This is a genomic window from Nocardia flavorosea NBRC 108225 (assembly GCF_001613385.1).
Classification (GTDB): domain Bacteria; phylum Actinomycetota; class Actinomycetes; order Mycobacteriales; family Mycobacteriaceae; genus Nocardia; species Nocardia flavorosea.
Window position 1 is genome coordinate 30030 of sequence record NZ_BDCG01000025.1, and the last position, 14021, is coordinate 44050.

Here is a 14021-nt window from a genome sequence, read left to right on the forward strand (position 1 = left end):
AGAGTTCTCCCCTTTTAACCGGTGTATGGGATTGCCCGCAGGTCCGCCATCTGGTTCAGTTTCCGGAACGCGTCAGCATCGTTCTTGACGGTCAGATTGACTGTCATCGAGTTATCGACGCTGCTGATCTGCGACCCGGACGGATTCGACTGGACCACTTGGTTCGCGGCCCCGACCGCATGCTGTCCAGCCTGGTAATACCCGGACTGGTTGAGCAACGCTTGCGAGTCGACGCCTGGTGCTTGGGCTTTCGCCTTGTTCCATTCGTCGAACGTTTTCGCGTACGCAGTGACTTCGGACGGGATCAAATCCCGCGGATCCGGCAGCCCCAACGGCCCCAAGGTGGAGTCGACAAGCGAGTTGAACCCGGTCGCGAACGCCCCAGACTCGCCGAAGAACCGATCCATGGTCTTCTTCTTCAGCGAACCGACCGTGTCCACACCCGCAACCGGCGGGCCACCCCAAATGTTGGTGTCCGGGGGTTCGGCGCCACCGTTGGGCGGCTGGTTCGGGTCGAACGGTGCCGGACCCCGCTGCTCCAGCGTTTTCGCCTGCGGCTTTGCGCCACCGTTGATGGCCTCCAACAGCGGACCCCACTGGCCGGCCGCGGCAGCATTCACGACGAATTCACCGTTGGACAGCAACGCCCGGATCTTGTCTGCGAGCGGACCACCAGGACCGTTCACCCAGCCACCGTTGGCGTATCCGTGGCCGTGTCCCCACTCGGTGGTGAGGTCTGAGCCGTAGGTGTCCCGGTAGTAGTTGAGTGCGGCGACCATGTTCGCCATCGGGTCGGTGCGGTCGTTCGGCAGGCTGGGGTCACGGTAGGCGGCGAAGGTTCCGGGGATCACCTGAAGCAATCCCTGGGCTTCGTTACCACCACTGTTGACGTCCTGTACCTGCTGAAGAATCGACGGGTTACCGCCGGATTCGGACTTGATCTGCGCCATCATCGCGTTGACTTGGTTCTCGTCATCCGCGTTGAACCCCGTACGCCGCATGGCCTCTTTCGCGAGGTCACGCCAGCGTTCAACATTCCCGGTGGCCTCGTAATCGACGAGACCACCACCGGACCCGCCCAGCTTGGACGAGATGAACGAGGTGACAGCGTCGGCCATCTTCCGCGCGAACGCCTTCGGGATCTGCCCGAACTCACCCATACCGGGGAAGTCAGGGACACGATCCACCAAAGCGTTCAGCGGCTTGCGGACGAGGTTGTCGAGCGCGAAACCACGGCCGGCACCCATCGCGGACCCGAGAGCGTTCTTCACCCGGTCGAACAGGCCGGCCTTCTCCTCGTCGGAGAGCTGGGTGAGGAAGTCGTTCGCAGCCCAGTGGACGTGGTCCCTGTGCGCTTCGTTCGTCGCCGAACCAAAATCGAACGGCTTGCCTTCATCGAGGTTCGACCACCCGTTGAGCGGCCAGTGAATCAACTCCGCGGACTGCGGATACGTGTCATAGATCCAGCGGGCAATCTCATCCATCGGCCCCGCAAGGTCGATAGCCTTGCCCTGCATGTGCAGGTCGTAGCCCGAGCCGACATCCACGAAGCGTTGCCCCGAAGTGAGGATCGCACCCGGAATCGCAGACGACACCAGATCCCACAAATGCTGCTGAATCGGCTGCAACGGATCCGACGTGGCGACAATGCCGCCGTCCGCATAACCCGGCAGAGGGCCGTCAGCCTTCGACTGCTTCCCGCCCGTACCGAGCACGCCTTTACGCATGCGGTACATGGCGTCATGGCCGCCAGCCGCAGCAACCTCATCCGCAGTCCACACATGCTCGCCGGCCGACAACCGGTACAGTCCGGCTTTGTCTTCCTTCGGGCCACCAGGACCACGCACCGGACCACCAGGGCCACCCATCCAACGGGCACCGATCGGGGTTGCGGTCGGGTTCTCCTTGCCCATCTGCCCGACAGCCCCGACGTGCCCGAGCGGTTCCCATTTCGGGAGCCCGAGCTTGTCAGCGACCTTGTTCCAGATATCGCCGAACCCGTTCAGCACATCCACGACGGCATTGATCGGCCCATGGAACTGCGACGGCAGCTTCCCGAGAATCGAACCGAAATTCGAGACCGCGGCGTCGAAGAACGGGCCCAAGCTGTTGAACCCGTTTTTAAGCTTCTCAAGCGGGCCTTCAGTGCCGAGGATCCCATCGGTGATCTGACCGAGGTTCGTGCTGAACAGGCCCCAGAAACCCTCACCGTCAGTGAGGCTGGTGCCCATTTCGCCGATGAACGTGCTGATCTTCGTCTTGATGCTCGGCAGCGTCTCGTCGCCGAGGACACCGCCGAACTCGGTCGCCGAAGTCAGGACACTCTTGAACCCATTGGCGGCCTTGTTCTTGAAATCAACCCAAGTCTTGGCGCCCCATGTGCCGACCTTCGCGGACTGTTGCGGAAGCCATTCGTCGGTGAAACTAGTCCAAAGCTCCTTGGCCTCGTTGAACCCGAGCTTGCCGAGGAAGACGGGAGGGGACGGCGCCAGCAGCCCGCCACCGATGTCTTTAGCCCGGTCCCAACCAGTCTTCTGGGAGCCGTCTTCATTGGTGTCTTCGGTGAACCCTCCAACGACCTTCGCGAACGGGTTCCCTTCCATCGCCCCGTTGAGCCAGTCGGCCAGTTCGACAGCCTTCGTCAGCAGGGTCGTGATCGAGTTGACGGTGTCGCGGACGTCTTTGAAGAAGTCCTTGATCTTCTGCTGCCCCTCCTCCGAGGAGAGGAAGTCGTTCCAGCGGTCCAGGGTTTGCGTGATCGAGTCGAGCCAGCCCTCACCGGTCTCATCGCTGCCGCGGAAGATATTGCGGACCAGGTCGATAAGACGGGTGCCGATGCCCCAGATCTTCCCGAACGCGTCCAGCGACTCCCGCAAGAAGTCACGGAACTTCTGCTGCCCCTCCGGCGACTCGGCCCACTCCCGGAACTTCTGTGCGAAATCAGCGAACCCACCCGACAGGCCGGGCAGGAACTCGGATCCGACCTGAGACAGAGACAAGAAGCCCTGGAGGACATCGTTGATGCCGTCGATCAGCGGACCGACAGACTTAGTGGTGTTATCGAAGATCACGGACAGCTTGCCGCGGGTGGCCTCAGTGTTCAGATCGGCCAAGGCCCGCCGCAAACCCTCATTGATCTGCGTAGCGATCCCACCCAAACCGGTTTTCAGTGTCGGCAGGTAGGCGTAGGCGAGATCTGACACCGACTGCCCGAGACGATCGAACAGAGCGTCTTGCAGTTCGTTTTTCAGGCCCTTGTATGCGTCTTTGACATCAAGGAGCTTCCGCACGAAATCCTGAGCGTTCGGCGACAGCTTCGCCATCGCCTCGTCGAAAGCCTTAGCAGCAGTGCTGCCCTCATTCATGGCTTCAGTGACCGCGACCTGCGCTTCAGCAAGCGTGGCGTGGGCGTCCGCGAGACGTTCCTGAGCATCAATCTCGCCCTGCGCAGCGTCCGCTACAGCTTCCTTCGCAGCAACAACCTGGTCGCTGCCTTCGACACCCTTCGTGTTCGCGTCCGCTACCTTGTCGGCGAGCCGCTGGTTGTCAATGAGAAGGTCCGACTGGTCCGCCAACGCCTGGTTATACGAGTTGACTGCACGAGCGCGGTCGATCGCGTCCGATTCCGGGTCGCTGAACGTCTGCAACATCTCCCGATGCGCTTCCGCTACAGCGATCGCGGCAGCCTGCTCTGTGAGCACGGTCCGACCCAATGCCCGGTTGAGGTCGTCGATCTCGTCTTTCGCGTCCTTACGGGCCCTGTTCAGGCCCTTCTGCGCACGCTCGGACGCCTTCTGCGCTGTGACAACACCACGCTCAGCCGACGCGACACCCTTAACCGCGGACGCGACCTGCTTCTGCGCAGCAGCGACAGCCTTACCGCGAGCCTCCATATCGGAGCCTGCGGAATCGGATGCCTTCTTCGCTGCTTCGAACGCGTCATTAACCCCAGACAGGCCGATCTTCACCGCGGCGAATACGGACACGGCTCCGGCCAGGGCGGCCGGGAACAGCCCGAGCACGCCCGCGGCCTGTGCGAGCTGACCGATCAACGGCACCAGTGACACTGCGGCAAGAGCTATGAGTCCGACGAGGGCGACATTCACGATGTTGCTGAAGTTGAACATGTTCGCGGCGGCGGAACCGATGGCGCTGACGAGCCCGCGCATGCCTACGCCTGCGAGCCCAAAGAACCCATTGCGGTCGTTGCGGGCGCCGTCGAGGCGCCGGCGGGCGTTGTGTTCGTCGTCCATCAGGGACAGCACGCGGCCCTGTGCGTCTGCCTGAGCGTTCCGGGCGCGGGTGAGTGCCTGTGTGGCGGCGAGACGCTGGGAGTCGGTCGCGGACGATCGCGCCATCACTTCGGCGTGCCGCTGCTCTGCGAGCGCCAACCGGTCCGTAGCAGTCGTCTGCTGGTTTCGGGCCTGCGAAAGGCGAGCCGCGACCGAAGCCACCTCAGCCTCAGCGCGCGCAACGGATGCCCGGTCGATCTCGATCTGCATGCGGATCGCCCGCACGGGGCGCGTGAAAATACCGCCGGTCAGACGACGTTGGGTTGCGGGACTGAGCACAGAGCGCGCGTTCAACCCGTTGACCTGATTCGTCACGGTAGACGCGAGGGACCGCAACGCCATCAACTGTGCGACGGCGGCCGTGGTGTCCACGTTGACATTCAGGGCGAGGGGCTGCGCTGCGACCTGCGTCCGGAACGCCTGCATCTGGGAGATCGCGCGTGTCAGGTCGAGGTCGACACCGAGGCGAGCGTTCGGCATGTTCGCGGTCGCTGCACGAACTTGGGAGCGGACGCGTGATGCGTCAACAGTGACGCCGACCCTCGCGTTCACTCCCTGCGAGGCGGCGCGGACCATGTTCCGGAGTTCGGTGCGGAATCGGGGGGCCAACTGGGGGCGGACCTGGACACGGATTGATTCGTTGATCGGCTGCAAGAGCGCGCGGACTTGAGACTTAAAACCGGTCGCTAGCTGCGGTTTTAATGAAATTCGAGCGCTGCCGGCATGGAAGGCGGGCCAGTTAGCCATAGTCGGCCTCCGTATTCCAGCGCTATACGCTGCGTTTATGCCCTCATTGGGGTGTTCGGGGACCGCGCCCGCACGTTTGGGGGCTGCGTGTCTGACACGTGAATGGTTGACTGCACCGTGGTGTAGCGTTTACGCTACGGTGTAATATCGGAGCATCGGGAAGGATCGACCATGGGGCAGCATCTTGCGAGCAGGTTCCTGGGATGATCGACACCATGGCACTGACGAAGGAAGAGGCAGAGCGCTTGCTCAGGGAGGTCAAGGCGACATCCGACCGGTCGCGCGACGCGAAAGAAGAGGCCAACCGGATAGTTAGAGAGGCCGCCGAGGCGAGAGGGAACGCAGTCCAGGCCGCACTAGACGCGGGCCTACCTCGCGAGTTGATCGCAGTATCGGCAGGCGTTCACAGGAACCTGCTCTACCGAATTGCCGGGAAAACGTCCCAGCAGAAAAAACGCAACTAGTACTGGTTGCATCGACGTCAAGCCGTAGTGTACAGTCGAGTTTGCAACCAGTACTGGTTGCAAACTCGACTAAACCTCGTTATGGCCTCCGTACCCGCCAAAGTCCGGGAAGCCATACTTAACCGAATGGAGATTCGGCGTGCCTCAGGGTACCAACTTTTCCCCCGTCCACGTCAACGCACAGGGCGGAGGTGATGCAAACAACTCCCCGTTCGACGCGATCAGGCGCGTCCGCCCGGACGGCTCCGAATACTGGTCGGCGCGTGACCTCATGCCGTTGCTCGGCTACGACCGGTGGGACCGAGTCCCCGAAGTTCTCGATCGCGCCAAAGCATCCGCGCAAGCAAGCGGGCAAGACGTGGCGAACCTTTTCCGACCCTCCTCGGAAAAGTCAGGTGGACGGCCGCGCAGCAACTACGAGCTGTCTCGGGTCGCCTGCTACCTCGTGGCTATGAACGGCGATCCGAGAAAGCCGGAGGTCGCGGCGGCCCAGGCGTACTTCGCGATCCGCACTCGTCAGGCCGAGGTTGTCGAGGCTCACGTTCTCGATACCCGCGCCCGCGCCCAGATCGAACTGGCGAAGGGGCGCATGGAGTTGATCCGCCTCGCTGATGGGCTCATCGATCCGAAGCATCTCGACGTCAAGGCCCGTGTTGTGCTGGCTCACGGCCTGGGGGAGACTCCCGAGATCGAGGCCACCAGTATGCCGCTCTATGTGCAGACCTTCCTGCACGAAAAGGTAAAGTCGGCGAAGCGCGTCAAGCAGCTCAATCGGCCGTTTGGTTCGGCCGTGAAGGATGCCTACATCCTGAAGTACGGAACCGAGCCGAAGAAGTACCCGCTCGATATCGGGAACGGCCAGGTTCGCCCCGCCAACGCCTACACGGAAGCGGATCGACACCTGATGGAAGAGATCTGGACTGCGCGTTTCGCAGGCGAGGAGGCGGCGTGACGAACGCGGATAATCCGAATTACACGTCGCTCGACGCGCTCAAGTACCTCGCACGCGAGGTCATCAACACCATCGAGTGGACGTTGGACAGCCTCTCAGGGAATGGCGTCAGCGAAGACGACCACTACGAGATCGAAGCACTCTGGGGCTTGGCCGAGCAAACCAGCGAACTGCTGGGGCCGCTCGTCGAGGACTGGAACCACTACAGCGACGGCCGAGAAATATCCTCCCAAGTCGAGATCGAGTACGGCCACGTATACGAACACCGCTGGCACCCCGACCCGACCGTCGACAAGCCGAGTGTTTCGACCGGGCGCCTGCTGGCGGACCCGGGCGAGGACAACGGAACCTATGAGGTCCGTATCGTCCCGCCGCAGTCTGTGACCGTGCACAGGTTCCCGAAGGGGCCGGGGAACGTGGTCCCGCTCCGCCGACTGGAGTAGACCTCACCGTTCCCCGGCAACCGTTGCCTTGGGAGCAACAGTTGCCCCTCCTCTAGGCCCCGCGCAATGGGCCGTGCTCGTCGCGCGGGGCTTTCTCATACCCTCAGGAGCTTTGTCGTGCCCGAATCCATGCAGCACATCGACAGTTTCCATACCGCGCTCGGCATCCACCTCGAACCACCCGAAGGCGTCGGCCGATTCTGGGCAATCCCCGGAACCGCCATGTTCGAGGAAATCGGGAGCCTCCGCGTCTACCTCGACGGCACCACCCGCATCCTCCCGCGCAAGCGGGTCGCGGGTCTCGGACATATCGAAGCCTTGCGCAGCGCAGCAACACACGCCCTGTACGGGCCCGCCGTCACCATGTACGGCACCTGGGCGCAAACCCTCCACCCGGACGGCGAACTCCACTACGTCGAAACCGCCATCTCGGTACCACGCGGCCCACGCTGAACACTCGAAAGGGCCCGGACCACACAGGTTCGGGCCCTTTCGTCACGTTACGCCTGAGGCGGCTTGCGGTACTCCGTCCACATCTCGCCATCAAACCAACGCAGTTGCCCTTGTTGGTCCGGATACCAACCAGGCGGCGGCAAAGTCATGGAAGGCGGAGGAAGCTGCCAACCATGCGCTTGCGGTCTGCCACTCTTCCGCACAAGGGCGAGAATCACGGCGAACAGCAGCACGAACGGCAACGCCAGGAACAGCAGCAGCGTGATCGCGCCACCGCTCAAACCCATCGACGACAGCACCCAGCATGTCAACAAGAACCCGAACAGCAGCATCAGCGGCGTAAACCACCACTGGGCACCGAACCAGTTCAACGACCATCGCGGGTGCGGGGCTGGGAATCCGGGCGGTATCGGTGGACGACGCCCGTAAGGTCCGGTAGGTGGCTGGTTCATTCGGGGCCTCGCCGGAATTCGGTCCACGCCTGCCCGTCAAACCAGCGGATCACGCCCTCCGCGTCCGGGTACCAGCCCGCCGGCGGAAGCTGCGTAGTCGGGGGCGACACCACCACAGGCGGCGGCCGCTTGTTCCCCACCCGAATCAGAGCGCGAATAATGAGGACGAGCAGCACTAACCCGGTTACCGGGAGTGCAAGGACAGCTAAGGCGCCCAGACTGATGCTGTCCCAGAGGATCGCGGCGATCACTGCGCCGATCCCGACGAGAACGACAGGCGTCCAGCGTTCGGCATTCGTCTTCTGGCCACCGCTGCCGTAGACGAGCCAATTGCCGATGGATCTTCGCGGTAGTTCGACGCCAGGCCGCGGCAGGTACTGGTCGTCGCTGTTCGGATCGGTCATGGTGTCCCCTGCTGGGTGAAGGATGTCACCCGAGGATCGGATACCACGCTCAAGGCGTTACCGGAGGGTGTAGGAGAAGCCTAACCCTGCGATGCAACCCCAAGAATCAGATCCACCGCGTTCTTCACGTTCAGGGTTTCCAGCTCGTCCCGGATCCGCTCTTCAGCGGTTTGCGGGCGCGGTTCCGGTCGGATCGGCGGCGGCAGCTTGCCAGAGAACACGGACGCAGTGACCCGCATCAACTCTTTCAGCAGGTCGATCTGCCGCAGTTGCAGCAGAACCGGGAGACTGTACCCGAGCGGCGATATCGGTCCAGCCTTCTCCGGCCTGTCCTGCATCGCCCGCGCATACCCGATCTCCTCATCCATCGCGATCGCCGACTGATACCAGCCATGCGGCGGCAACCGTTTCAAAAACCGGAACAGTTGCCCCCACGGACGGACGCCACGAAAGTAGTCGAGGAGATCGACCCGCAAGTGTTCTTGCAGGTCGTATTCGATTTCCTCCCCGTACTCCTCAATCAGGAATACGAGGTTTACGAACCCCCCGGAACATCACCCGAACCGTTGAAATGGTTGGTGATGTCTTCCAGCAGCAGGATCAACAGCTCGGCAGGCTTATCCCGCAGAACCTCCCACGCCTCGTCGAACCGGGCACCGAAGAACAAGCCGAAGATACGGCGGATCCGTGGCGCGTCGAGGTCTTCGAGGTTTTCCATGATGAACCCGACCTCCAGGACGTCCTCCACAGTGCTGGGAGGAAGTACCTCGATCGGCGGCTCAACACCGTCGAACACGTACGGTTCAACCTTGGCGGTCTTCTCGTTGGCCTCAGCCAGCAGCCGCGCGAAACGCGACTCAGCCTTCGGCTCGATCTTCGGACGGGGGGCACGTGCAGCCATAGCAGTCTCCTGGCAGAGAGTTGTTACTTGGAAGTGGTCTTGGGGGCCGGTTCCGGTTTCGGTTCCGGCTTCACCGCGGCAGGCTTCGACGCCTCCCGAATGAACTCCTGCGCGCTCGGGCTCAACTTCGCCTCAGCGGCCGGCAGTTTCGGGGCGGTCTCGCTGTAGCCCTTCACGCGGAGCTGTTCACGCTCGACGGCGGACCCGACCAGAGTTTTACGGCCGTCCGGCGCATACATGTAGATAGGTTCAAAAGCCATTCGGGGTCTCCCGGCAAAGAATGACCTGGCAGTTTGGGAGAGAGTCGCCCCGTGCGCGGCCAGGAAACACGCACGGGGCGACGAACAGGGGCCTGACGAATCAGGCGTAGGTGACGGAGTAGTTCGCCGAAGCACCGGTCGCGTTGGTCACCACGACGTTGTGAGCGCCCGCGGTCTTCGCCGGGCTGTTGATCGCCAGAGTGGTGTCATTCACGACCTGGAAATCATCCGCAGCAGTACCACCCACAGTCACACCCGTAGTACCGGTGAAGTTCTTACCCAACAGCACCACAGACTCGCCACCCGCAGCAGCGAGCGTGCCCGCCGGCAGATGCGAAGACACGATCGGAACCGCAGCCGTAGCGGTGAAGCCCATCTCATCCAGGCGTGCAGCGATACCGGGACCACAGAACACGTTCTTCACGCTGTAGCCGAGATCCTCGTCGATCTTCGCGGACCACGTGATGTTGTAGGTCAGACCACCCTCCTGCGACCACGACTGCTCACCAACACTGGTGACAATCGCGCGGGGCAGGATCCGCAGATGGAAAATCGTGTCCGCACCCGCACCATCAACGAGACCGAACACCAGACGGTGATAACGGGACTCAGGCGAGGTCGGGTCGTTCCACTGGAGTTCACCCGTGGTGCCGTCCGCTTCGATCGCAGACAGGTCCAGGCCACCATAAAGTTCCAGCGTGCGACGCTTGGTCTCGATCAGAGTCGTCGAGACGGTCATCTTGCGGGAGATGATGTCAGTCCGGGGCGGCTCCAGAGCACCCCAGGCCTCGATATCGTTGGTCTCGACCTCGGGCGTCCACGACGGGGGCGCATCCTTAGCGGTCATACCCAGCGACTCGAAATCGGTGAGCGCCTGGAACTCCGCGGCGACACCATCAGTGAACGCGGTGGGAATGGTTGCGTCCAGGTCACCGATCAGCACAAACCCCTTGTTGGGGCGAAGCACCAGGCTCGACTTCCAGTCCGCGAGCTGTTCATAGGTAACAGCAGGCATAAGCTGTGTCCTTGCTTTAGGCACGCCCAGAGACCCGCAACCGAAAATTGGTGCGGGTGGCGTGCAGAAGAGAAAAGAGTTAGGCGCGAGGGCGCCGATAAGAGAAGCGGTTCGTAGCGATAAACTCACGCATATCCCGCTGCTGAGGCGACATCGGCATAGCGCCAGTCACTTCCTCAGCCACATCAATCAGAAACCCGCCGGGCGCAGTGTTCCCACAGTGTCGAACCCGCTCCTGACCAGCCTTCTTCAAAGCCTTAGAAGCGGCACGAGTCGGACCCACGTACTCGACATCGACGACAGGGTTATCGAACACCCCATCTTCACGGCCGCCGACACGCTGCACATAGATGTACTCGGCCGGCAGGTCATCGTCGATGAACGTCACCACCGGGGCGAGACCGTCGAACAGGGCCTTCAGGACTTCGTCGTACTCCGGATAATCAGGCAGAGACACGGCGCCTCCTAGCCTTCGATATCGCGGATGAAGTCCCGCATGACGTGTTCGGCCTTGTTGTAGCGGGTGCCGTGCTCACGGAAGCGGGCGTAATGCCCGTGTGCGTAGACGACGCCTTCGATGCGGCCGTCATCGCCTGGACCGGACAGTGCTTGAACGCTCGTAGCGTTGTAGCCCGTCCGCCACTTGCTTCGTGCAGCCCACCTGTCGGCGCCCTGTTCAGCGAGTTCGTGAACGAACCTCTCCAGTTCGGCAGACTCCCGCATGAACGTCCGGTCGAGGTCGAAATCAGCTCCGTCGTACTCCACTGGAACCGTCCTTCGCGATCGTGAACCGCACCCCGGTAGACCAGCCCGTAAACGGATTCGGAGTCTCCCGAACCTGCCCGTCGATCACAAAGATTCGACCGTCAGGCAACTGGATCCGATCCGACGAGACGACATCCGAACCATGCGGCGCCGTCACCCGCGCCGTGAGCACGAGCAGTTCCCCGCGCTCGTTGTCCTCGGTGTCAGTCCCCCACTTGAGATCACACGGCCCGATCTGATGCGGCGCCCCACCAGCACCGACAGGATCGCCCTGCCAGTCACGATCAGGCGAATCCCGCAGGACAGTCAGCATCGTCCCGCCCGGATACTGCGGGTGCGCATACGTCACCACGTGTCCGGCCTTGTCGACGCGAGCCCAGCAGACTTGAGGATCCCGAGAGCGACCGGGGACAGGAAATTCAGCGACCGTTCGACCTCTTCAGCCGAGACACTGTCCCCATAGGTGACCGAGCCGCCATCCGCGGACTGTGACTGGATGCCGATCTCTCGGCCAGCAGAACCAGCGGCCGGATTGATACCGGCCTCGATCCACATCGCCGCATGCGCGCACGTAGCGTCACGCATCGCCTCGATCACATCCGGTTCAGTCGGCGAACCAGCAGGGTCGACCTCATAGTGGTCGCAGGATGTGGCCCGACGCACCAGCGCCGACGCGAACTTGATCGCCCGCAACGCAACCGGTTCTTCCGGTACGTCGACCAGCCAGCCGTCCATCAAATCATCAGGGGCGGCATACACCAGCATTATTCGCTCCCAGCGACCTTCTTGGCCGGCGCCTTGCGAGGAGCAGCCTTCTTCGCGGGAGCTTTCTTCGGCTCAGGCGCAGGTTCCGGCTCGACAACCAGCTCAGGCTCAAATGCAGCATCTGCGGCAGGTTCCGGCTCCGCCACCTGGGCGGGCTCAACGACCGGTTCGACAACAGGCTCCGGCTCCGCCTCAGCGGGCGCGTCGACCTCAACCCAGTACGCCCACTCCAAAAGGTCAGGGCGCGGATCCTCGGACTCAACCAGCAAATCCTGGTCACCGCCCAAATACTTATAGAAGTAAGGCACTACCGTTCTCCAAGTCAGACAGCCGATCGACTGCGCCGCCCACCATTTGGCAGGCGGCGCAGGTCAAAATCAGGCTTCCAGCGCGCCACGCAGCAGAACACTGCGGTTCGCATCGAGGGTCGACACGCCATACAGAACGCTGAAGCTGACAACGTTCTGCATCTTGTTCTGGTCGTACGCGCGGGTCACACGCAGGCTGATGCCCTTGTACGACTCGATCGCATACGCGGTGCCGTCCATCGGCCGCGGCAGAGCAGCCGAAGTGAACGTGAACGCCGTCTCATGGAACGCCAAACCAACCTCAGTGGTCGGCTGACCGCTCGCGGGATCCGCAGCCGGCTGGACGATGTTCTGGGTCATGTAAGCGTCGAAACCGAACAGATTCCGGCCGATCGAGCCCTGACGGAGGGCATCGGTAGAACCACTCTGGTCGGCCTGCTTGATCAGAGTCGAGTTCAGCCAGTTCGCGCGGGCGGTCGGACCAACGACGGCGTGACGCCGCTGAGTCGGAACCTTCGCGATGTTCAGCAGCCGGTCAGCCTCAATCAGGACTTCGGGCTTGTTCCACTCGAACCCGGTCGGGGTCACGCCAGCAACGGCGGTGGTCGCCGTCTTGGCGTGGGCGATGATCGCGCGGTCGATGTGCTGAGCGATTGCCTCAGCAGCAGGCTGGGAGACCTGAGTGTCGAACGACTCCAGCTCAAGCAGGTACTGCTCATCCGGGATCGGCAGCGACACCTCAACGATCTTGTCCAGCTTCACCGGGACGCTGCCCTCTTCCGCGTCCTGCAACTGGATACCGTCTGCACGGTTAAACAGGTTCGCGGTCAGCACAGCAGGCTTGCGGACGTTGACGGTGTCACCGATCTTCGCATTGAACTCCTGCGAATGATCCCGATGCACCAGCGGCAGCATGACCAGGTTCTCGTACAGGTTCGCGAGAGTCTGACGCGCAATAACGTCAGGGGTCAGAAAATTGTTAGCCAATTTAGGCTCCTAGATCAGAATCCGTCGCGTTCACGCTGTTCGCGTTTACGCCGCCGGATTTCTTCGACAGAATCCCGACCGGGCGACGGCTTAGGTGCCGCGTTCCCGCCGGAGAGGTCTCCGCCGCTTCGAGGAGCCGCCGCCTGGGCGGGCGCCTTTTTCAGCTTCGGATTAGCTTCGACAGCCTCCGCCACAATTTCGGCCACCTGGGCAGCGAAATCGTCGGAATCGGTGTCAAGTTTCTCGACGGCCTTCGAAATTTTGACCGAATCGAGAATGGAATCAAGGTCACCCTCAGCCGTCTTAGCGGCAGCAGAAAGGGCGTCTTTCCGTGCATAGTTGCGCAGCTTTTCAGCGACCGAGTCACGCTCGGTTGCCAGCTGCGTCTCCCGCTCCTGCGCTGCACGCAGCAGCTCCGCGGGATCAGGTTCAGCGTCGTCCTCGACGAGCCCCAGAACCTTGCCGAGCTTCGAAACCAGTTCTTCACTGGCTTTCTTCGCAGCCTCCTGGGCCGCTTTCTCGGCTTTCTCGTTGCCCTTTACGCGGTTCGCGGCGGCTTCTTTACGGAGCCGATCCACTTCCTTGTTCAGGCGCGAGATTTCCGGGTCCGCCTCAGTTTTCGAGGCTTCAGTTTCGGCCGGTTTATCGGTTTCGGTGGCCTGTACAGCGTCACCGGCTTCCGAATTCTCGACCGAGGTGTCGACAGCTTCGTCGACGGATACATTTTCAGTTGTGGTTTCCTGGTTTGCGGCTTCGTCGGCCATGAATGTCTCCTGGACATGTAGAAACACCCGAATGGCAACCTGGCCTATT

General features: G+C 62.2%; 17 protein-coding genes. 4 read left to right on the forward strand and 13 right to left on the reverse strand.

Annotated elements, in window-relative coordinates; translation table 11 throughout:
- Window positions 1-14: 14 nt before the first annotated feature.
- Entirely contained in the window at window positions 15-5039 is a 5025-nt protein-coding gene (locus NFL01S_RS37240) for a transglycosylase SLT domain-containing protein (RefSeq protein ID WP_245670970.1), read from the reverse strand.
- Window positions 5040-5242: 203 nt separating this feature from the next.
- Here NFL01S_RS37240 and NFL01S_RS31165 point away from each other — a divergent pair, with 203 nt between their 5' ends.
- The 4 genes from NFL01S_RS31165 (at window position 5243) to NFL01S_RS31180 (ending at window position 7351) form a co-directional block, all read left to right on the forward strand.
- Window positions 5243-5503 carry a hypothetical protein gene (locus tag NFL01S_RS31165; RefSeq protein ID WP_062979908.1) on the forward strand — a complete coding sequence of 87 codons (261 nt, stop codon included), beginning with the start codon at window positions 5243-5245 and terminating at the stop codon, window positions 5501-5503.
- A gap of 139 nt (window positions 5504-5642) precedes the next feature.
- Window positions 5643-6455: a BRO family protein gene (locus tag NFL01S_RS31170; protein ID WP_157117173.1), complete on the forward strand. Its 813-nt coding sequence runs from the start codon at window positions 5643-5645 to the stop codon at window positions 6453-6455.
- Window positions 6452-6898: a hypothetical protein gene (locus tag NFL01S_RS31175; protein ID WP_062979910.1), complete on the forward strand. Its 447-nt coding sequence runs from the start codon at window positions 6452-6454 to the stop codon at window positions 6896-6898. Before NFL01S_RS31170 ends, NFL01S_RS31175 begins: the two co-directional genes overlap by 4 nt.
- Before the next feature lie 117 nt (window positions 6899-7015).
- The gene (locus tag NFL01S_RS31180; RefSeq protein ID WP_157117175.1) at window positions 7016-7351 is read left to right on the forward strand and encodes a hypothetical protein; all 336 of its coding nucleotides are present in this window, start codon (window positions 7016-7018) and stop codon (window positions 7349-7351) included.
- A gap of 47 nt (window positions 7352-7398) precedes the next feature.
- Here the strand turns inward: NFL01S_RS31180 and NFL01S_RS36615 are convergent, their stop codons facing one another.
- The 12 genes from NFL01S_RS36615 to NFL01S_RS31245 all read right to left on the reverse strand — a co-directional run bounded on the left by NFL01S_RS36615 (window position 7399) and on the right by NFL01S_RS31245 (window position 13972).
- Entirely contained in the window at window positions 7399-7722 is a 324-nt protein-coding gene (locus NFL01S_RS36615) for a DUF2510 domain-containing protein (RefSeq protein ID WP_218019647.1), read from the reverse strand.
- Between the two features lie 77 nt (window positions 7723-7799).
- Window positions 7800-8207 (reverse strand): DUF2510 domain-containing protein, encoded by a 408-nt coding sequence (locus tag NFL01S_RS35000; protein ID WP_062979913.1) that lies wholly within the window; start codon window positions 8205-8207, stop codon window positions 7800-7802.
- An 80-nt stretch (window positions 8208-8287) separates the two neighbouring features.
- Window positions 8288-8683 (reverse strand): hypothetical protein, encoded by a 396-nt coding sequence (locus tag NFL01S_RS31195; RefSeq protein WP_062979914.1) that lies wholly within the window; start codon window positions 8681-8683, stop codon window positions 8288-8290.
- A gap of 59 nt (window positions 8684-8742) precedes the next feature.
- Complete coding sequence (locus NFL01S_RS31200; protein WP_062979915.1) at window positions 8743-9108, reverse strand: hypothetical protein; 366 nt, start codon at window positions 9106-9108, stop codon at window positions 8743-8745.
- A gap of 23 nt (window positions 9109-9131) precedes the next feature.
- On the reverse strand, window positions 9132-9368 hold the full coding sequence (locus tag NFL01S_RS31205) for a hypothetical protein (RefSeq protein WP_157117182.1): 237 nt from the start codon (window positions 9366-9368) through the stop codon (window positions 9132-9134).
- Between the two features lie 100 nt (window positions 9369-9468).
- The gene (locus NFL01S_RS31210; RefSeq protein ID WP_084493418.1) at window positions 9469-10383 is read right to left on the reverse strand and encodes a phage tail tube protein; all 915 of its coding nucleotides are present in this window, start codon (window positions 10381-10383) and stop codon (window positions 9469-9471) included.
- Window positions 10384-10462: 79 nt separating this feature from the next.
- Window positions 10463-10840 (reverse strand): phage tail termination protein, encoded by a 378-nt coding sequence (locus NFL01S_RS31215; protein ID WP_062979918.1) that lies wholly within the window; start codon window positions 10838-10840, stop codon window positions 10463-10465.
- 8 nt (window positions 10841-10848) lie between these two features.
- Window positions 10849-11148 (reverse strand): HK97-gp10 family putative phage morphogenesis protein, encoded by a 300-nt coding sequence (locus NFL01S_RS31220; protein ID WP_062979919.1) that lies wholly within the window; start codon window positions 11146-11148, stop codon window positions 10849-10851.
- A 345-nt stretch (window positions 11149-11493) separates the two neighbouring features.
- Window positions 11494-11913: a head-tail connector protein gene (locus NFL01S_RS31230; protein ID WP_062979921.1), complete on the reverse strand. Its 420-nt coding sequence runs from the start codon at window positions 11911-11913 to the stop codon at window positions 11494-11496.
- On the reverse strand, window positions 11913-12221 hold the full coding sequence (locus tag NFL01S_RS31235) for a hypothetical protein (RefSeq protein WP_062979922.1): 309 nt from the start codon (window positions 12219-12221) through the stop codon (window positions 11913-11915). Before NFL01S_RS31235 ends, NFL01S_RS31230 begins: the two co-directional genes overlap by 1 nt.
- Before the next feature lie 69 nt (window positions 12222-12290).
- Window positions 12291-13208: a major capsid protein gene (locus NFL01S_RS31240; protein ID WP_063916108.1), complete on the reverse strand. Its 918-nt coding sequence runs from the start codon at window positions 13206-13208 to the stop codon at window positions 12291-12293.
- A 14-nt stretch (window positions 13209-13222) separates the two neighbouring features.
- A complete protein-coding gene (locus tag NFL01S_RS31245; RefSeq protein WP_062979924.1) occupies window positions 13223-13972 on the reverse strand; it encodes a hypothetical protein in 750 nt (249 codons plus the stop codon).
- Window positions 13973-14021: the final 49 nt, after the last annotated feature.

Excerpts from the sequence above, each read along its gene's own strand:
- NFL01S_RS37240 (WP_245670970.1), bottom strand. The coding sequence starts at position 5,039 with ATGGCTAACTGGCCCGCCTTCCATGCCGGCAGCGCTCGAATTTCATTA.
- NFL01S_RS31165 (WP_062979908.1), top strand. The coding sequence starts at position 5,243 with ATGATCGACACCATGGCACTGACGAAGGAAGAGGCAGAGCGCTTGCTC.
- NFL01S_RS35000 (WP_062979913.1), bottom strand. The coding sequence starts at position 8,207 with ATGACCGATCCGAACAGCGACGACCAGTACCTGCCGCGGCCTGGCGTC.
- NFL01S_RS31200 (WP_062979915.1), bottom strand. The coding sequence starts at position 9,108 with ATGGCTGCACGTGCCCCCCGTCCGAAGATCGAGCCGAAGGCTGAGTCG.
- NFL01S_RS31205 (WP_157117182.1), bottom strand. The coding sequence starts at position 9,368 with ATGGCTTTTGAACCTATCTACATGTATGCGCCGGACGGCCGTAAAACT.
- NFL01S_RS31210 (WP_084493418.1), bottom strand. The coding sequence starts at position 10,383 with ATGCCTGCTGTTACCTATGAACAGCTCGCGGACTGGAAGTCGAGCCTG.
- NFL01S_RS31230 (WP_062979921.1), bottom strand. The coding sequence starts at position 11,913 with ATGCTGGTGTATGCCGCCCCTGATGATTTGATGGACGGCTGGCTGGTC.
- NFL01S_RS31245 (WP_062979924.1), bottom strand. The coding sequence starts at position 13,972 with ATGGCCGACGAAGCCGCAAACCAGGAAACCACAACTGAAAATGTATCC.